General features: G+C 45.7%; 16 protein-coding genes and 1 other annotated feature. Of the genes, 11 read left to right on the top strand and 5 right to left on the bottom strand.

What is annotated here, in order from left to right; all coding sequences use genetic code 11:
* Positions 1 to 85 precede the first annotated feature (85 nt).
* Positions 86 to 305 (top strand) — a binding site (T-box leader).
* Positions 306 to 382: 77 nt separating this feature from the next.
* From argS to uvrA, 8 genes are all read left to right on the top strand, one after another.
* A complete protein-coding gene (argS, locus tag BN1765_RS18080; protein WP_050616425.1) occupies positions 383 to 2,074 on the top strand; it encodes an arginine--tRNA ligase in 1,692 nt (563 codons plus the stop codon).
* Between the two features lie 180 nt (positions 2,075 to 2,254).
* Positions 2,255 to 2,395 (top strand): hypothetical protein, encoded by a 141-nt coding sequence (locus tag BN1765_RS20200; RefSeq protein WP_154666097.1) that lies wholly within the window; start codon positions 2,255 to 2,257, stop codon positions 2,393 to 2,395.
* 32 nt (positions 2,396 to 2,427) lie between these two features.
* Entirely contained in the window at positions 2,428 to 4,557 is a 2,130-nt protein-coding gene (locus BN1765_RS18075) for a heavy metal translocating P-type ATPase (RefSeq protein WP_050616424.1), read from the top strand.
* Between the two features lie 151 nt (positions 4,558 to 4,708).
* On the top strand, positions 4,709 to 5,380 hold the full coding sequence (locus tag BN1765_RS18070) for a response regulator transcription factor (RefSeq protein ID WP_050616423.1): 672 nt from the start codon (positions 4,709 to 4,711) through the stop codon (positions 5,378 to 5,380).
* Positions 5,381 to 5,391: 11 nt separating this feature from the next.
* The gene (locus tag BN1765_RS18065) at positions 5,392 to 6,633 is read left to right on the top strand and encodes a sensor histidine kinase (protein ID WP_050616422.1); all 1,242 of its coding nucleotides are present in this window, start codon (positions 5,392 to 5,394) and stop codon (positions 6,631 to 6,633) included.
* A gap of 104 nt (positions 6,634 to 6,737) precedes the next feature.
* Positions 6,738 to 6,971, top strand: coding sequence for a CsbA family protein (locus BN1765_RS18060; RefSeq protein WP_050616421.1), 234 nt, complete (start codon positions 6,738 to 6,740; stop codon positions 6,969 to 6,971).
* A 206-nt stretch (positions 6,972 to 7,177) separates the two neighbouring features.
* Positions 7,178 to 9,154 carry an excinuclease ABC subunit UvrB gene (uvrB, locus tag BN1765_RS18055; protein ID WP_050616420.1) on the top strand — a complete coding sequence of 659 codons (1,977 nt, stop codon included), beginning with the start codon at positions 7,178 to 7,180 and terminating at the stop codon, positions 9,152 to 9,154.
* Positions 9,155 to 9,161: 7 nt separating this feature from the next.
* Positions 9,162 to 12,029: an excinuclease ABC subunit UvrA gene (uvrA, locus tag BN1765_RS18050; RefSeq protein ID WP_050616419.1), complete on the top strand. Its 2,868-nt coding sequence runs from the start codon at positions 9,162 to 9,164 to the stop codon at positions 12,027 to 12,029.
* 123 nt (positions 12,030 to 12,152) lie between these two features.
* On the opposite strand, the gene BN1765_RS18045 is transcribed toward uvrA, so the two are convergent.
* Entirely contained in the window at positions 12,153 to 12,335 is a 183-nt protein-coding gene (locus tag BN1765_RS18045) for a hypothetical protein (protein ID WP_050616418.1), read from the bottom strand.
* Positions 12,336 to 12,584: 249 nt separating this feature from the next.
* On the opposite strand from BN1765_RS18045, the gene BN1765_RS18040 reads away from it, so the two are divergent.
* Genes BN1765_RS18040 through BN1765_RS18030 form a run of 3 tightly spaced genes read left to right on the top strand, consistent with a single transcriptional unit; the run spans position 12,585 to position 14,217 of the window.
* Positions 12,585 to 12,899 carry a magnetosome magnetite crystal formation protein family gene (locus BN1765_RS18040; RefSeq protein ID WP_050616417.1) on the top strand — a complete coding sequence of 105 codons (315 nt, stop codon included), beginning with the start codon at positions 12,585 to 12,587 and terminating at the stop codon, positions 12,897 to 12,899.
* Between the two features lie 18 nt (positions 12,900 to 12,917).
* A complete protein-coding gene (locus BN1765_RS18035; protein ID WP_050616416.1) occupies positions 12,918 to 14,009 on the top strand; it encodes a DUF4097 family beta strand repeat-containing protein in 1,092 nt (363 codons plus the stop codon).
* Positions 14,010 to 14,025: 16 nt separating this feature from the next.
* Entirely contained in the window at positions 14,026 to 14,217 is a 192-nt protein-coding gene (locus BN1765_RS18030; protein WP_050616415.1) for a PspC domain-containing protein, read from the top strand.
* A 38-nt stretch (positions 14,218 to 14,255) separates the two neighbouring features.
* Here the strand turns inward: BN1765_RS18030 and BN1765_RS18025 are convergent, their stop codons facing one another.
* The 4 genes from BN1765_RS18025 to nagA form a co-directional block, all read right to left on the bottom strand.
* Complete coding sequence (locus BN1765_RS18025) at positions 14,256 to 14,963, bottom strand: N-acetylmuramoyl-L-alanine amidase (RefSeq protein WP_050616414.1); 708 nt, start codon at positions 14,961 to 14,963, stop codon at positions 14,256 to 14,258.
* A 244-nt stretch (positions 14,964 to 15,207) separates the two neighbouring features.
* Complete coding sequence (locus BN1765_RS18020; RefSeq protein ID WP_050616413.1) at positions 15,208 to 15,930, bottom strand: GntR family transcriptional regulator; 723 nt, start codon at positions 15,928 to 15,930, stop codon at positions 15,208 to 15,210.
* A gap of 30 nt (positions 15,931 to 15,960) precedes the next feature.
* Positions 15,961 to 16,731 (bottom strand): glucosamine-6-phosphate deaminase, encoded by a 771-nt coding sequence (gene nagB, locus BN1765_RS18015; RefSeq protein WP_082195520.1) that lies wholly within the window; start codon positions 16,729 to 16,731, stop codon positions 15,961 to 15,963.
* A 4-nt stretch (positions 16,732 to 16,735) separates the two neighbouring features.
* Positions 16,736 to 17,917, bottom strand: coding sequence for an N-acetylglucosamine-6-phosphate deacetylase (gene nagA, locus BN1765_RS18010; protein WP_050616411.1), 1,182 nt, complete (start codon positions 17,915 to 17,917; stop codon positions 16,736 to 16,738).
* Between the last annotated feature and the right edge of the window lie 256 nt (positions 17,918 to 18,173).

Here is an 18,173-nt window from a genome sequence, read left to right as displayed (position 1 = left end):
TGTTAGAAAGTTTTGTTAGAATAATGCCCCCTTTTTGCAAAAAAGTTGAATTCCTATAAGGGATGGAGTATCATTAAGACAAAATAATGATTCTGTGAAAAAGAGAGTAGCTGCCAAAAGAATGGAGCAAAGCGATCCGGGGATGGTGGAAGCCTGGAGGACGTTCGGCAGTGAAGCGCACTTTGGAGAAAGGTTCCTGAAAGCAGTAGGGAATCTCGGGGAAAAGACCTCGTTAACAAACAGAGCTGGTCCGATTCCGGACAATCAGAGTGGTACCGCGGGAATGCAAAACTCTCGTCTCTTTCAAATAGAGGCGGGAGTTTTTTTATTATATAAAGCGATAGTAAAAACCAGATAAAAAATGAAAGCGGAGGTTAAGAATATGAAATATGTAAATGAATTTGCGGAACAGCTGCACGCTGTCCTGCAAGAGGAATTAGAGCTGGATAAAATTGCGTCCCTTATTGAAAAGCCTAAATACAGCAACCAAGGAGATCTTTCTTTTCCGTGCTTTTCACTGGCGAAAATCAGAAAGGCAGCCCCTCAAAAGATTGCCCAGGATATAAGCGAAAAGCTACATTCACCATTGTTCGACAAAATTGAAGTAATGGGCGGCTACCTGAATGTGTTTTTGAATCAAAAGGCTGTGTCACAAGAAGTGGTGCAGGAAGTCCTCAAAGAAGGAAGCCGTTATGGCCGAAACAATGATGGAAAAGAAGGGGTGATCACAATTGATATGTCTTCCCCTAATATCGCCAAACCTTTTTCCATGGGCCATCTCCGTTCGACTGTCATCGGGAATGCCCTTGCTCTGATTGTTGAGAAAAATGGATACAAACCGGTCAAAATCAATCATTTAGGCGACTGGGGCACACAGTTCGGCAAACTGATCACCGCCTATAAATTATGGGGTTCCGAAGAAAAAGTAAGATCGAATCCAATCAAGGAATTGCTTGAGCTGTATGTCCGTTTCCATGAGGAAGCGGAAAAGAATCCGGCGCTAGAAGATGAAGGGCGCAGATGGTTTAAAGCCTTGGAAGACGGCGATCAAGAAGCGACTGAACTATGGAAATGGTTCCGTGAAGAATCATTGAAAGAGTTCGAGGAAATATACCAATTGCTGAATGTTTCTTTTGATTCTTATGCCGGAGAAGCCTTCTACAATGACAAAATGGACGCTGTCATTGAAATCCTTGACCAAAAAGGATTATTGACGCTTTCCGATTCAGCTTATGTAGTCAAGTTGGATGAAGAAGAGCTACCGCCATGCCTAATCCGTAAATCAGACGGAGCAACATTGTATGCGACACGTGATCTGGCAGCGGCAAAATACCGTAAAGACCATTATGATTTTGTGAAATCACTGTATGTGGTAGGGAACGAGCAGTCGCTTCACTTCAAGCAATTGAAAGCTGTACTAAGCAAAATGGGATATGCTTGGGCGGACGATATTTCCCATATTCCATTCGGCATGATGTTGAAGGACGGCAAGAAAATGTCCACTCGTAAGGGCAAAATCATTCTGTTGGAAAAAGTATTGAAAGAAACAATTGATATGGCTTTGAAAATCATCAACGAACGCAACCCTTCTTTGGAAAATAAAGAGGAAGTGGCAAAGCAAGTTGGTGTCGGCGCTGTTATTTTCCACGATTTGAAGAACTATCGCATGAATGATATCGAATTCTCGATGGAAGATATGCTTCGCTTCGAGGGAGAGACTGGCCCATATGTCCAATATACACATGCCCGTGCCTGCTCGTTGCTGCGCAAAGGCGGTTACAAGCCGGATGCATCTGTTGATGTAGCGCTTGAGGGCGACAGCGCTTGGGAAGTTGTGAAGACATTGGAAGAATTCCCGGTCATCGTCAGACGTGCACTCGACAAATATGATCCTTCCTTGATCGGGAAGTATGCCATCGACCTTGCGCAAAGCTTTAATAAATATTACGGTGAAGTGCGCATCCTAGAAGAGGATTCAGCAAAAGCTTCCCGTTTGGCACTCGTACATGCTGTAACGATCGTGCTTGCTGAAAGCTTACGTTTAGTAGGTCTGGAAGCGCCGCAAGAGATGTAAAATAGAAAACTTGGAAGCAAAACAGCTGGGATTTTAGCTCCCGGCTGTTTTTTATCGGAATAGGAATGGTTTTGATTATTCATAATCTGGGATGGAAATCTTTCTTTTTCTCATAAAATGGTTGCGGATTCAGGGCAAATTGAATACGATAAAAGCAGATATATGCATGGTTAATCATATATGCATATAAGAGTGGAAACCGTTTTACATGAGAAAGAGCGCCACAAATCGTGTAAGTCCGATGAACCTGTCCATACTAATGGATATGAGAAGACAGGAGCGATTGGGGCATTATTAAACGTAACGGCTGAAAATGATTAATTAGACAATAAACGGAAAGCAAGGTGAGCAAGATGAGTGAGGCAAAAATCCGGGAGAAAGAGAACCAGGTATTTCGCGTCCAGGGTTTTTCGTGCGCGGGTTGCGCCAAACGGTTTGAACAGAATGTCCAGCAGTTGGACGGTGTAGAAGAAGCAAAGGTGAACTTCGGTGCTTCCAAACTGACAGTAGTGGGCCATGTGGATCTACAAGAGCTTGAAAAAGCAGGATCCTTTGAAAAGCTGCAAATTGTCCCGGAAAAATCAAAAGTGGACATGCGGAAAAAATCCCTTTGGGAAGAGCATCGAACAACGATTATCGCCTTTTTATTCTTAGTGGCCGGATATGCTCTGCAATATACGATCGGAGAAAACCATCCAGTGACTGTCGGCGCTTTTATTGCCACGATTTTAATCGGGGGATTCTCTTTGTTCAGGATTGGCCTCAAGAATCTTATTCATCTTCAATTCGATATGAAAACCTTAATGACGATTGCCATCATTGGAGCGGCTATCATTGGCGAATGGAGTGAAGGAGCGGTCGTGATCATCCTTTTTGCCATCAGTGAAGCACTGGAAGGTTATTCGATGGATAAGGCACGTAAAAGCATTTCATCTCTTATGGATATTTCCCCTAAAACAGCCATCGTCCGCCGCAATGGAATGGAAGAAACGGTTTCGGTGGATGAAATTGTCCTGAATGACAGGATGATTGTGAAGCCAGGGCAAAAAATTGCCATGGACGGGGTGATTGTCAAAGGGCATTCGAGCGTGAATCAAGCAGCCATTACGGGAGAATCCTTGCCTGTCGAAAAAAAGCAGGATGATGAAGTATTTGCCGGAACGCTTAATGGTGAAGGCTTGCTTGAAGTCCAGGTGACCAAACTGGTCGATGACACGACAATCGCCAAAATGATCCACCTTGTCGAGGAAGCCCAAGCGGAAAAAGCGCCTTCCCAAGCGTTCGTCGATGTGTTTGCAAAGTATTATACGCCTGCCATCATTCTTGGGGCCGTTCTTGTCGCATTGCTGCCGCCTTTAGTGGCAGGAGCCAGCTGGAGCGAATGGGTGTATCAAGGATTGGCTGTTCTTGTGGTCGGCTGTCCGTGCGCGCTGGTCATTTCCACACCGGTAGCGATTGTGACGGCGATCGGGAACGCGGCGAAACAGGGCGTTCTGATTAAAGGGGGCATCCATCTTGAAAATGCCGGTAAATTAAAAGCCATCGCTTTTGATAAAACAGGCACTTTGACAAAAGGAATCCCTGCTGTCACTGATTATCAACCATTTGTGGAAAACCAAGAGGCTGTTTTCGCCAAAGTGACAGCTCTTGAGAATTATTCACAACATCCGTTGGCACGGGCATTCATCAGAAAAGCGGATGAAGAAGGGGTGGATTACCGTTCCTTTAAAATCGAGGATTATTCATCCATCGTCGGCAAGGGCATACAGGGCCGAGTGGATGGAGAAATGTATTATATCGGCAATCCGGCGTTATTCATCGATAAAGGGTTGATGGATCAGGATGCGGCCTTGCTTGGACAAATCCGCCAGCTGCAAAGCCAAGGGAAGACAGCGATGCTGGCAGGGAACAGTTCAGCTATTTTGGCATTGATCGCTGTGGCGGATGAAGTGCGCCCGGTTTCCAAACGAGTAATCGCCAAACTGAAGAAGCTTGGAATTGAGAAGAGCATTATGCTGACCGGTGATTCGGAAGCGGCGGCAAACGAAATAGGCAAACAAGTAGGCGTATCTGAGGTGGCAGCCGGCTTGCTCCCTGAAGATAAATTGGAGAAAATGAAACAGCTGCGCAACCAGTATGATCGTGTGGCGATGGTCGGAGATGGCGTGAACGATGCACCGGCATTGGCTGCGGCAACTACAGGGATTGCGATGGGCGGTGTCGGCTCGGATACAGCATTGGAAACGGCTGATATCGCACTGATGGGGGATGACTTGGAAAAGCTTCCTTACACCATTTCCCTCAGCCGGAAAGCGATGAATATCATCAAGCAAAATATCTCATTTGCAATCGGCATAAAAGTGGTGGCATTGTTGCTTGTTGTCCCTGGTTGGCTTACGTTATGGATTGCTATATTTGCCGACCTGGGCGCTACACTGATGGTTACATTAAATGCCTTGCGATTGTTGCGGGTCAAAAAATAATGGGGGAGGAAAAGCGGTCTGCTTTTCCTCTTTTTTTCAGCTGTCCAAAGCGGATGCGATCATCCAAAACAAGGAGAATGGGATTCTTTTTACATAGGCGAAGGCGATGCAGTATACTTTTGGTAATAACTAATGGACGGGAGCAAAATGTATGAGAATATTAGTGGTAGAAGATCATGAGTCACTATTGCATTCAATCAGGGATATATTGCAGAAGAGTTTTACAGTGGATATTGCCTCCACAGGCGAAGAAGGATATTTCCTCGCCCAGCAGAATATATATGATGCCATCATCCTGGATGTCATGCTGCCGGGGATGGATGGTTTTGATATATTGAAGAAGTTGAGGGAGGAGCATATCGAAACACCGACTATGTTCCTGACAGCCCGCGATTCATTGGAAGACAGAGTGAAGGGGCTGGATATCGGAGGAGATGATTATCTGGTCAAACCATTCCAGGCTCCGGAATTGGAAGCTCGGCTTCGGGCTTTGCTGCGCCGCAGCGGGGCATTTACGAATGAGCAGACCATCCGTTATAAGGGCATTGAGCTGCTTGGCAAGGAGAATGATATCAAGGTAGACGGCCATCCGGTTAAGCTGACCTTGAAGCAATATGAATTATTGGAGTTTTTTATCGGTAATGCCGGATCGATTCTGACTAGAGAGCAGATTTACGACCGGATATGGGGATATGACTCCGATACAACCATTGGAGTGGTGGAAGTGTTTACACATCATCTGCGGAAGAAGCTGGAGCCGTTCGGTTATGATAAAGACATTAAAACAGTGCGTGGCATCGGCTATATGCTTCAGAAGGAATAGGAGATAAGAGAATGTTCCAAAAAACCCGTATCAGGCTGACAATCCAGAACTCCATGATTTTGATTCTGGTTATCGGAGCAATTGCAGCGACTGTTTATTTCTATATGCAGATTCTTTTGTACAGCGATCTGGATAAAGATTTGGAAGATTTGATGGCCCAATGTGAAACAACCGTCAAAAAAGGGTATATCCCTGTAGAGGCTACATTGACCAAGCCTACATTTATCCAAGACCCCCGCGTGACGGTATTGCTTTGGGACGAAGAAGGCAAAATCATTCAATACGATGATGAAAATACGCTTTTTACAAAGTATCAATCTGATTTCAAACCGGGCCGCCCCCACCGCATTGAGGAAAAGACGGCGAAAGGCTATTACTTCCGGACCATCTCAGCCAACTTTTCGACCCAATATGGCGATGTGACTGTCCAGCTCGTAAGGAATGTCAATTCCGAGCAGGAAATGATTCAGCGTGTCGGGATGGTGTTGACGATCGGCACCTTGATAGGGGGCATTATGGCCGTCATCGCAGGATTTTACTTGGCAGGAGTTGCGCTTGTTCCGATCACTGAAGCGTGGAACAAGCAACAGCAGTTCGTTTCGGATGCATCCCATGAACTCAGGACGCCGCTTGCAGTGGTCCAGTCCCGGGCTGACCTGCTCCTGCGGACGCCATCTGCGACGATTGAAGAAAAAGCATTGGAAATCTCCGTTATATCGAAGGAAATCAGGCGGCTGACGAAGCTGGTCAATCATTTGCTATTGCTGGCGAGGGCAGACTCCAAAGCCATCAGTATCAATAAGACGGAATTCGACCTTGTCCATTTGTTGAAGGAAGTGCTGGGGAATTATATTGAATTGGCGGAAGTCCAGGGCAAAAAGATGGAGCTGAAAACAAAAGAAGAATCCTTGATGATGAAAGGCGATGAAGAACGCATCCACCAATTGATTGTCATCCTGTTGGACAACGCGCTTAAATTTACGGAAGACGGCGGCGAAATCATCATTCTCTGCAAGAAATCTTCGACCGGCATCGACCTTTCCATAGCGGATAACGGATCCGGCATTTCAAAAGAGGATCTCCCCCATATCTTCGACCGGTTCTATCAAGGCGAAAAGAGCAGGACAGCCGGCGGCGGAACAGGATTGGGGCTGTCGATCGCAAAATGGGTGGTCGATCAGCATAACGGCAAAATCAAAGTGAACAGCGAAGAAGGGAAAGGGACCATCATTAAAATCACCTTTCCTAAGTAGGGATTTGGCAAGTGTAAATATAAGCCAAATCATATGCGATATGATACAATCAGAATATCTCAAAACTGTTCTTTATATGATGAAATGAGCAAGGAGATGGTCATATGGGCTGGTATTTCTCAGCATTGCTGTTGCCGGCACTATTAGTCTATGTATTTTCCAAAGTCACTTATAATCCATATATAGGCCTAGCGCTGACAGTCGCTCTCATATCAGCATCCGCTTATGCGGGATATACCCATTCTTGGCCAATAATCATATTGGATGCCGTTTCCATCACGTTTGGCCTGTGGCTTTCCAAAAGATATACGAAACAACCGAATCGCAGAAGCACCTAGTTAAGGGTGCTTCTTTTTGTCCTCTTTTGAGTATCTATTTTTCTCTTCTTCATGCTTCTTCAGCTTAATTGCTTTTCTAATATAATACGAATGGACGTTCGCTTTTTTGTGGTTAGATTTCCTGTGTTTGTGGTAGAATGTCTATATAATCTGCAGTTCGTGCAAAATAGTAAGATGAAATGCAAGGTAGGAGGCCGGCGCACTTTATGAATGAATTTGAATTAGTTTCTAAGTATTCCCCTAGCGGAGATCAGCCTCAAGCCATCAAAGCGTTAGTGGAAGGGGTTAAGAGCGGCAAGAAACACCAGACGCTGCTTGGGGCTACCGGTACGGGGAAAACGTTCACCGTGTCGAATGTCATCAAGGAAGTCAATAAGCCAACGCTGGTGATCGCCCATAACAAAACGCTGGCTGGCCAGCTGTACAGTGAATTTAAAGAGTTTTTCCCAAACAATGCAGTTGAATATTTTGTGAGTTATTATGATTACTATCAACCCGAAGCCTATGTGCCGCAGACGGATACATTCATTGAGAAGGACGCCAGCATCAATGATGAAATAGATAAACTGCGGCACTCTGCGACCTCGGCTCTTTTTGAACGCAATGATGTCATCATTATAGCCAGTGTGTCCTGTATATACGGTTTGGGTTCTCCGGAAGAATACCGGGAAATGGTTGTTTCCCTGCGCACAGGGATGGAAATTGAACGTAATGCCCTCCTGCGCAAACTGGTCGATATCCAATACGAACGGAACGATATCGATTTCAAGCGGGGAACGTTCAGGGTAAGAGGGGATGTTGTGGAAATCTTTCCGGCATCCCGCGATGAACACTGCATCCGCGTTGAGTTTTTCGGTGATGAAATAGACCGCATCCGCGAGGTGGATGCCTTGACGGGCGAAGTGATCGGCGAACGGGACCATACGGCTATCTTCCCGGCTTCCCACTTCGTTACCCGGGAAGAAAAAATGAGAAAAGCCATTGAAAATATCGAAAAGGAACTCGAAGAGCAATTGGCCGTGTTCAGAGAAAACGGCAAGCTGCTGGAAGCGCAGCGCTTGGAGCAAAGAACGAGATACGACCTGGAAATGATGAGGGAAATGGGCTTCTGTTCGGGAATCGAGAACTACTCGCGCCATTTGACCCTGCGTCCGCCGGGTTCGACGCCGTATACATTGCTTGATTATTTTCCTGACGACTTCCTGTTGGTGATTGACGAGTCGCACGTGACGCTGCCTCAGATCCGCGGTATGTATAACGGCGACCAGGCGCGTAAGCAAGTGCTTGTCGACCACGGTTTCCGTCTGCCTTCAGCGCTTGATAACAGACCATTGCGCTTCGATGAGTTTAAGGAGAAGGTCGGGCAATCCATCTTCGTTTCAGCCACGCCGGGGCCATATGAGCTTGAGCATACGCCTGTCATGGTTGAACAGATCATCCGCCCGACCGGATTGCTCGATCCTACGATAGAGGTCCGTCCGATCAAAGGGCAAATTGATGACCTGATCGGCGAAATTCAAGAACAGGTCAAACGCAATGAACGCGTATTGATCACAACGCTCACGAAAAAGATGTCCGAGGATTTGACCGATTACCTGAAGGAAATCGGAATCAAGGTCCAGTATCTTCATTCGGAAGTCAAAACACTGGAACGGATCGAAATTATCCGCGAACTGCGGATGGGCAAATACGATGTACTGGTCGGAATCAACTTGCTTCGGGAAGGCCTCGACATTCCGGAAGTTTCTCTAATAGCGATACTGGATGCCGACAAGGAAGGCTTCTTGCGTTCGGAGCGCTCCCTGATCCAAACCATCGGCCGGGCAGCACGGAATGCGAACGGACGGGTCATCATGTATGCCGATAAAATTACCAACTCGATGGAATTGGCGATCAACGAAACAAAACGGCGCCGCTCCATCCAGGAAGAATATAATGAGAAACACCATATTAAGCCAATGACCATCCAGAAAGAAATTCGCGATAGCATCAGGGCCACCCATGCTGCAGAAGAACAGGAGAGCTATGATGCTGGACTGAAATTGGATCAATTAGATAAAAAACAACGGGAACAAGTAATTGCGGATATGGAAAAAGAAATGAAAGAAGCGGCAAAAGCCTTGAATTTTGAACGTGCCGCCGAATTGCGCGATCTTATTCTCGAGTTGAAATTGGAAGGGTGACGAACACATGGCGATGGAACGAATTGAAATCAAAGGAGCAAGGGTCAATAATCTGCAAAATATTGATGTAACGATCCCGCGGGATAAGCTGGTTGTCTTGACCGGATTATCCGGTTCGGGGAAATCTTCCCTTGCCTTTGACACCATTTATGCAGAAGGGCAGCGCCGCTATGTTGAGTCGTTATCAGCTTATGCGCGCCAATTCTTAGGCCAAATGGATAAGCCGGATGTGGATGCAATCGAAGGGTTGTCTCCCGCCATTTCCATTGACCAAAAGACGACGAGCCGGAATCCGCGTTCAACAGTAGGGACCGTAACGGAAATCTATGACTATTTGCGTCTGCTGTATGCGCGCGTCGGCCGGCCGACATGCCCGATTCACCATATTGAAATATCTTCGCAGACGATCGAGCAAATGGTCGACCGTATTATGGAATATCCGGAGAGAACAAAGCTGCAAGTATTGGCGCCTGTCATCTCCGGAAGAAAAGGGACGCATGCCAAAGTCTTTGAAGATATCAAAAAGCAAGGCTATGTACGCGTCCGTGTAGACGGGGATATATACGATGTCTCAGATGATATTGAGCTCGAAAAGAACAAAAAGCACGACATCGAGGTCATTATTGACCGTGTTGTACTCAAGGAAGGCGTAGAAGCCCGGCTTTCCGATTCATTGGAAAGTGCGCTTAAACTAGGCGGAGGAAGGGTCATCATTGATGTCATCGGCCAGGAAGAGCTGCTGTTCAGCGAACACCATGCCTGTCCGATCTGCGGTTTTTCGATAGATGAATTGGAGCCGCGCCTGTTTTCTTTTAATAGCCCATTCGGCGCCTGCCCAAGCTGTGACGGCCTGGGATCCAAGATGGAAGTCGATGTTGACCTTGTTATTCCGGATAAGAGCCTGAGCCTAAGGGAAAATGCCATTGCGCCTTGGGAACCGACAAGCTCGCAATACTATCCGACGCTGTTGGAAACCGTAGCGAACCATTACGGCATTGATATGGACACGCCTATAAAGGACCTCTCCCAGGATGAACTCGATAAGATCCTCTATGGATCGGGAAAGGATAAAATCTATTTCCGTTATGAAAATGAATTCGGCCAGGTAAGGGAGAATTACATGCAATTCGAAGGGGTCATCCACAATGTCGAACGCCGCTTCAAAGAAACAAGTTCGGATTATGTGCGAGAGCAGATGGAAAAGTATATGGCTGAACATAAATGCCCGACTTGCAAAGGATACCGCCTAAAGCAAGAAGCGCTTGCCGTACTGATCAATGGTGAGCATATTGGCAAAATTACGGCTCTTTCCATTGAGGATGCATTGGAATGGTTCGGGCATCTTGACCTCACAGAGAAGGAAGAGAAAATAGCTAAGCTGATCTTGCGGGAAATCAAAGAACGGCTAGGATTCCTTTCAAATGTCGGGCTGGAATACCTGACGCTGTCCCGTGCTGCCGGCACATTGTCGGGCGGGGAAGCACAGCGAATCCGCCTTGCCACTCAAATAGGATCGCGGTTAACGGGTGTTCTGTATATCCTCGATGAACCATCAATCGGCCTTCATCAGAGGGATAATGACCGGCTAATCAGCACCCTGCAAAATATGAGGGATATCGGCAACACATTGATTGTGGTCGAGCATGATGAGGATACGATGATGGCTGCGGATTATCTAATAGACGTTGGTCCGGGAGCTGGTATCCACGGAGGCCGGATCATTTCGGAAGGAACACCTGAACAAGTCATGAAGGATCCACATTCGCTTACCGGGCAATATCTGTCAGGCAAGAAGTTCATCCCTCTCCCTGAGGAAAGACGCAAACCGGACGGAAGATATATTGAAGTGCGCGGGGCAAAAGAGAATAACTTGAAGAATGTGAACGTGAAATTTCCATTGGGGACTTTTACAGCAGTCACTGGGGTTTCAGGTTCCGGCAAAAGTACGCTCGTAAATGAAATTCTCCATAAATCCCTTGCCCAAAAATTGAACCGTGCGAAAATCAAGCCGGGTGAACATAAAGAAATTAAAGGCATGGAGCATCTGGATAAAGTCATTGATATCGACCAATCGCCAATCGGCCGCACGCCAAGGTCCAATCCGGCCACTTATACCGGTGTGTTTGATGATATCCGCGATGTATATGCTTCCACCAATGAAGCCAAAGTCCGCGGGTATAAAAAAGGGCGTTTTTCTTTCAATGTCAAAGGCGGACGCTGTGAAGCATGCCGTGGCGACGGGATTATCAAGATCGAAATGCACTTTCTTCCCGATGTATATGTCCCATGCGAAGTCTGCCATGGAAAGAGATATAACCGGGAAACGCTTGAAGTGAAATATAAAGGAAAAAGCATTGCGGATGTATTGGATATGACTGTAGAAGACGCGGTGGTATTCTTTGAAAATATTCCGAAGATCAGCCGCAAGCTGCAGACCATTTATGATGTGGGCCTCGGGTATATCAAATTAGGACAACCCGCCACCACACTTTCCGGAGGGGAAGCGCAGCGTGTGAAGTTGGCTTCGGAACTCCACCGCCGTTCAACCGGCCGATCTTTCTATATATTGGATGAGCCGACAACAGGTCTGCATGTGGATGATATTTCCCGCTTATTGGTTGTCTTGCAGCGTTTGGTGGAAAACGGGGATACAGTCCTTGTTATCGAACATAATCTCGACGTCATTAAAGCGGCAGATTATATTATCGACTTAGGGCCGGAAGGCGGAGCAAAAGGCGGAACCATCATCGCCACTGGAACGCCTGAGGAAATAGTAAAAGTGAAAGAATCCTATACGGGTAAATATCTCAAGCCTATATTGGAACGTGACCGCAAGCGAATGAAGGATGCTGTCCGTGAAAAAACAAACGTATGATTGTATAAAGTGTTGATAGTAGGGGTCTTCATTCCCACACCTCTCATTAGTCTTCGTGCCAGTTCAAAGTGAGGATAACAAACAAAAAGCCGGATCCAAGCTGGATCCGGCTTTTTAACTCTTTTAAAAATCGCCGTTCACCTTATTCAGGCATTCTTTCATCATATCCATAAAGGCAACTCGATGCTCTTGGTCTGTAGAAATAACTCGATTAAGAACTTCTCCTTCAATAATCGTTAAATCACGGCCCAATGCTTTAGTGAACATATCCCGCAACTCAATTCTTGTTTCAACCTGTCCATCCATGTCCAAATCCTCCTTCGTTTCATTCATACTATACTCTAACCAATATGTGCCAAAGTAAAACAACTTCCCCTCAATTGTCGAAAAACTGTTCAGAAAAGCTGTGAAAAAAGGTTAGTGGAGATATTTCTTAGGAAATAATGTAGATAGGAACAACAATTTGTCAGGAAGCAGAGAACTTTGCGCGATGAAACTTTTCATGTATTTATACGTAGGTAGACATATAAGATGTTGGAAAGGAGGATAAACAAAGTGGAGACAAGAAAGATATTGGCAGCCCTCAGCTATTTTAGCGTTTTAGTAGCGCCGGTCATCATTCCTGTCATCATATGGTTGGCCAGTGACGATGGATTTGTCAAAAAACATGCCAAGTCAAGTTTGCTTTCGCATATTATTCCCTTGATTTTTATCCCTTTTCTAATAATGGGCATGTATTGGGACAGTTCCCATCCAGCAGATTTTCCTTGGTTTATCCTGGCGGTGGCGGTTATTGGCGGTCTTGTCAGTCTCGGGCTTTTAATCTGGAATCTGGTGCGAGGGGTTAAGCTGCTTCTATCAGAAAAATAATGGATGGAGGAATTAAACATGAATGAAGAAAAGAAACGGATCCTTAAACTGGTTGAAGAGGGAAAACTAACTTCGGCTGAGGCGCTAACATTGTTGGAATTATTGGACAAAGAGCAAAAACAATCAGAAGACAAGGAAAAAGAGATTATGAATGACGTTTCCACCTTTGTCATTCTCGATGAAGAAGAAAAAGAGCAGCAGCATACACAAAAGAAAGTAGCCTCGGCAAAAGACATGATTTTTGACTTTGTGGATCATCTATTCGCCAAAGTGAAGGATCTGGATATCAATTTTTCTAAAAATGTTGAAGTCTCACATATTTTTCATCAGACCGATGCACATTTCAAGGAATTTAATGTGGAAGTAGCCAATGGAAATGTGGAATTTATGTCTTGGGACCAGCCCGATGTCAAAGTGGAAGTAGAGGCGAAGGTGTATCGCACCGACGACCCTGCTGAAGCTAGAAAGACGCTTCTGGAGGAAATTTCGTTTGATGTAAAAGATTCGAAGATGTATTTTGTCGTTGGCCAAAAATGGATGAAAGTCAATAGCAGGATTTTCCTGCCGAAAGAAACATATGAAAAAGGGCGCATCCGGCTCTTTAATGGTTCAATCACTGGCGAATCCATAGCTGTTGAGAATCTAAAGGCTAAAACAGCCAACGGCAAAATCATTTTGTCCGCGGTAGAAGGAGAAGAAGCGGATCTCGAGACTGCCAACGGAAATATCGAATTGAACGGCAGCCATATTCGAAAAGTCAGCGGCGAAACACTGAACGGAGTCATCAAAAGCTCTGGTCGCTTCGTGTATGCCGGATTTGAAACATTCAACGGTGCGATCAATATTGATGGGTTCAATGAAGAGGCACAGTCCTTGCAAGTCAAATCGACAACCGGTTCCATCCAAGTTACCGTACCTGAAAAGTTGCCTGTAGAAGGAGAAGCCCGCGCTAATCTTGGCAGTTTACATGTTGATCTAAGGGGTATGAATATAGTAAACGAAAAATCAGAAGTCATTCAGAAAAACCTAAAATTCACTAATGATCAACCAGCAGAATTGACTATTTTTGCCGATTCCAAGACAGGAGGCATTTCCATTCTGCATGGATAGGAAGGGATGAAGGATTATGGCGCAAAAGAGGCTGAAGAGATCCCAAGAGAACAAGGTATTTCTAGGAGTACTCGGCGGCCTAGCCGAATATACAGGCATTCAAGCAACCGTTCTACGTATCCTTTTTGTGATTCTTTTATTTCCAAGCGGATTCACAGCGATTCTCATATACTTTTTGGCAGCTTTTCTAATGAAAAACGAAGAATGAATAAAGCAGGCGACCCCATTAACGGAGGTCGCCTGCTTTTATGATTGTTCGAAGATGATATAGGCCGGGTAGCCTTGTTTGGTTAATTTTTGGGCTAAGGCATCAGCGTTTTGCCGATTCCCGTATGCTCCAACCTGTACTTTATAAAGGCCTTTCGCCGCAGCTTTTTTTGGCAGGTTCATCTGTTGGGGACGGCTTAATGAAAAGGTACGGGCTATACCGGATGCAATGGCCTCTCCACATGTTTTTTGAAAAAGCGGGGAGCCGAGCAATTGCCGGTCGCCCTGGTTTGTCATGAATCCGCACTCCACTAACACTGCTGGCATCACCGTTTCGCGGAGCATATGAAAATCAGCTGTCTTGATCCCGCGATCCGGCAATCCAGCAGTAGCAATCAACTGATGGTGGATGTGTTCTGCCAGGGTCTTCGTTGCTGGACTATGCTTCAAGTAAACATAGGTTTCAATGCCGGTGGCCGGGTGCCACGCCTTGCCATTGCCGGCCGCATTCGAATGAATGGAAACCAAGCAATCCCCCTTGGCGGCATTTGCTTGCTTTGTGCGCGTCTGCAGAGGGACGTCCACTTTGTCATTATGCGTGAAAAGGATCTGTGTGTTGGCATACTGGGATAAAGCATCACGGGCATAATTGGCTATTGCGCGGTTGATGATATACTCCTTTAATCCATCGGGGCTCCTTTTTCCCGGCGTATCCATGCCATGCCCTGCATCCAAAATTATTTTCATGGGTTCCCTCCTTACACTTGTCCTACTAGTATATGCCTCTTTTTCCATAAAGGAGCGCGGGTTTTACATAAATCAGTTGAAAGAGCACAAAACCAACTGATATCCTTCAAGCCGCTCGCTTAGTAATGGATATGCAGGGGAATAAGGATATAATTTACTCTGCTTTTATTATCCTATTCCGCTAAAACTCCGGTGTTGGAGAGCGGTTAGAATAGACAAAAACCCCGCTTGGACAAGCGGGGTTTTAACGTTTTAACAGGTTATAAAAGCGGTAGCGGTCTGCCCTGAAGGAAGATTTAACATACTCGAACGGTTCGCCGTTTGTTAAGTAAGTGACCTGCATGATCCGCAGTACGGGGCTGCCTTCTTTAATCTGCAAATATTTCGCTTCATGTTTGCTGGCCGCTATTGCTTCTAGTTCCTGTCTTGCTTCATCGATTTTTAATTGTAATTCTTCTTCCACATAATGATAAATGGAATCTTTCGCTTGCTCTTCATCCAATCCCTTTGTCAGGGAACTCGGCATATAGGCTGTCTCAAGGGCCATAGGAACACCATCGGCCAGGCGGATCCGCTCGATTTTCAGAACGGTGCTGGTCGATGGGATATTCAATTTCCCGGCCACCAACTTGCCTGCGGGCACATGCTCATAGGAAAGAATTTTTGAACTGGGAGTGAAGCCTCTTTCCAGCATATGTTCGGAAAAGCTAGTCAATCCCTGTAAAACCTGGCTGACCTTTTGTTTGCTAACAAATGTGCCTGTTCCTTTTTTTCGGTAAAGGAATCCTTCATTCACAAGATTGGTCAGTGCTTGTCTGACTGTCATCCGGCTGATTTCGTATCGTTCAGCGAATTCCCGTTCGGAAGGAATAGCTTGATCAGGCTTTAAAAGCCCTGTTTCGATTTGTGTCTTGATTAGTTCCTCTAGCTGGTGATAAATAGGTACAGGTGATTTTTTATCAATCATTTGTTTCTGTAGCTCCTTGCATGTGACAGCTTATATTAATTGCAGAGCGTCCTTGTCGGCAATAATCGTCACTTTTTTGTGCAGTCTTAGAGCAGAAGCAGGGAAGTCCTCTGTAATTTCACCATAGACTAGTTTTTTCATAGCTTCCGCTTTTCCGGCGCCGGAAGCGAGCAGGATGATTTCCTTGCTGTCCATGATGCTTTGGATACCCATTGTGATGGCATGCGTAGGTACTTCATCGATTGAATGGAAGTATCTGGAGTTTGCTTCACGTGTGCTTTCTGCCAATTCAATCACGTGGGTCCGGCTATCGAAAGAAGTTCCAGGCTCATTGAACCCGATGTGGCCATTGTGCCCGATTCCAAGAATCTGAAGATCGATGCCGCCGATTTCCTTAATATGCTCTTCATATCGCTTAGCTTCTGCTTCCATATCGGAAACCATTCCATTAGGTACATTCGTGTTTTCTAAGTCGATATCAATGTGATTGAACAGTTTTTCTCTCATGAAAGTAAAATAACTGTTTTTGTCATTTCTGTCCAGCCCCATATATTCATCAAGGTTGACTGTGTTCACTTTTTCATATGAAGTGCCGTTTTCTTTGTGATCCTTGATAAATTCTTTATAAAGGCCTTCCGGTGTACTGCCTGTAGCTAACCCTAGTACGGCATCAGGCTTTTGCTGAACTTTCCCGATCACACGTTTAGCTGCAATCTTGCTCATGTCTTCGTAGTTTTCTGTACGGATGATTTCAAATAGCATAGTGTTCACCCTTTGTTGGTTTATTTTATTTGGTTTCATGTTGTTACTCACCCTTTTTATATGCGATTCGGCCGCGGCAAATAGTCATATCAATATCATTTTCTTTATCTAAAACAACCAGATCGGCATCTTTTCCGGAGGCGATGCTTCCCTTGCTGTCGAACATGCGGATTTGCTTCGCCGGATTTACAGACGCAAGCTTAATGACTTCCTGAAGATCCAATGATGTGAATTTCAACATGTTCTTCACGGAGTCAATCATTTTCAGGATGCTGCCTGCCAATGTTCCGTCATGCAATGTCGCTTTGCCGTCTTCGACAATGACCGGTTGGCCGCCTAATTCGTAATTGCCGTTTTTTAGGCATTTGGCACGCATGGAGTCAGTAATAAGCAAAGCGCCGTCTGTGCCCTTTAGGCGAACGGCCAGGTCGATCATTTCCGGACGGACATGGATGCCATCAGAAATCAGTTCCACTTTTAGTTCGTCAAATAACAGGGCAGCCCCGGCAGTTCCCGGCTCGCGGTGGTGCATGCCTTGCATGCCGTTGAACAGGTGGGTCACTTGAGTAGCGCCTGCTTCAACCGCTTCCTTCACTTGCTCATAATTAGCGCTTGTGTGGCCAATGCTGGCTGTCACATTGTTTTCAGCTAAATATTTGACGAATTCCATGCCATTTGGCATTTCAGGAGCGACCGTTACAAGCTTGATGCTATTGCCTGCTTCTTTTTGCCATTCTTTGAAGACTTCGATGCTTGGTTCAAGGATGTGCTCCTCTGGTTGAGCGCCTTTTTTGCTTGGGTTGATGAATGGGCCTTCCAGATGGACGCCGATTACTTGAGCCTCTGCTCTGCCGTTGTCTTTTTCCTGATAGGCGGCAGCGTTGCGGAGAGCTTGGACAATATTGCCTTTTTCCTGGGTCATGGTAGTGGCAAGAAAGCTTGTTGTGCCTTCTTTGGGCAGGTAGTGTGCCATGGTTTGAAGCGCTTCAGGCGTTCCATCCATCGTATCGGCACCGCCGGCTCCATGGATATGGACATCCACAAATCCGGGAACAATCTTAGTGCCTGCTTCCAATTCAATGACTTCCACATCTTGCAGTTTATGCTCATCAAGTTGGTCTAAGGGGCCAACTTCTGTTATTTTACCATCGGCAGTTAATACATAACCGTTCTGAATGATTTCGTTTTCCAAATATACATCTGCATTTTTTAAAAGGATACTCATGATGAACCTCCTTGGGGTTTCGATCTGTTTGTTTATATTCTATCTCTATCTTAACAGTACATACAACTAGTTGTCTATACCAGTGACTCGGAAAGGGCGAGAAAGTTAATCTCCATTCATCTGACTGGTGCTAGGATTTCCCTTTTCAAGCAAGAGTGAGGGCAATGCAGCTTAAGAGAAGTTCGGGCGATAGGAAGAATCCGATTCTTTCTATTTATAATGAACATTTCCGCCCCGTAAATATTCATTATCCACA

It is taken from the genome of Bacillus testis, assembly GCF_001243895.1.
GTDB classification, from domain to species: Bacteria; Bacillota; Bacilli; order Bacillales; family DSM-1321; genus Bacillus_AD; species Bacillus_AD testis.
This window is presented reverse-complemented; position numbering and strand designations above follow the sequence as displayed.

Excerpts from the sequence above, each read along its gene's own strand:
- argS (WP_050616425.1), top strand. The coding sequence starts at position 383 with ATGAAATATGTAAATGAATTTGCGGAACAGCTGCACGCTGTCCTGCAA.
- BN1765_RS20200 (WP_154666097.1), top strand. The coding sequence starts at position 2,255 with ATGCATATAAGAGTGGAAACCGTTTTACATGAGAAAGAGCGCCACAAA.
- BN1765_RS18075 (WP_050616424.1), top strand. The coding sequence starts at position 2,428 with ATGAGTGAGGCAAAAATCCGGGAGAAAGAGAACCAGGTATTTCGCGTC.
- BN1765_RS18070 (WP_050616423.1), top strand. The coding sequence starts at position 4,709 with ATGAGAATATTAGTGGTAGAAGATCATGAGTCACTATTGCATTCAATC.
- BN1765_RS18065 (WP_050616422.1), top strand. The coding sequence starts at position 5,392 with ATGTTCCAAAAAACCCGTATCAGGCTGACAATCCAGAACTCCATGATT.
- BN1765_RS18060 (WP_050616421.1), top strand. The coding sequence starts at position 6,738 with ATGGGCTGGTATTTCTCAGCATTGCTGTTGCCGGCACTATTAGTCTAT.
- uvrB (WP_050616420.1), top strand. The coding sequence starts at position 7,178 with ATGAATGAATTTGAATTAGTTTCTAAGTATTCCCCTAGCGGAGATCAG.
- uvrA (WP_050616419.1), top strand. The coding sequence starts at position 9,162 with ATGGCGATGGAACGAATTGAAATCAAAGGAGCAAGGGTCAATAATCTG.
- BN1765_RS18045 (WP_050616418.1), bottom strand. The coding sequence starts at position 12,335 with ATGGATGGACAGGTTGAAACAAGAATTGAGTTGCGGGATATGTTCACT.
- BN1765_RS18035 (WP_050616416.1), top strand. The coding sequence starts at position 12,918 with ATGAATGAAGAAAAGAAACGGATCCTTAAACTGGTTGAAGAGGGAAAA.
- BN1765_RS18030 (WP_050616415.1), top strand. The coding sequence starts at position 14,026 with ATGGCGCAAAAGAGGCTGAAGAGATCCCAAGAGAACAAGGTATTTCTA.
- BN1765_RS18025 (WP_050616414.1), bottom strand. The coding sequence starts at position 14,963 with ATGAAAATAATTTTGGATGCAGGGCATGGCATGGATACGCCGGGAAAA.
- BN1765_RS18020 (WP_050616413.1), bottom strand. The coding sequence starts at position 15,930 with ATGATTGATAAAAAATCACCTGTACCTATTTATCACCAGCTAGAGGAA.
- nagB (WP_082195520.1), bottom strand. The coding sequence starts at position 16,731 with ATGAAACCAAATAAAATAAACCAACAAAGGGTGAACACTATGCTATTT.
- nagA (WP_050616411.1), bottom strand. The coding sequence starts at position 17,917 with ATGAGTATCCTTTTAAAAAATGCAGATGTATATTTGGAAAACGAAATC.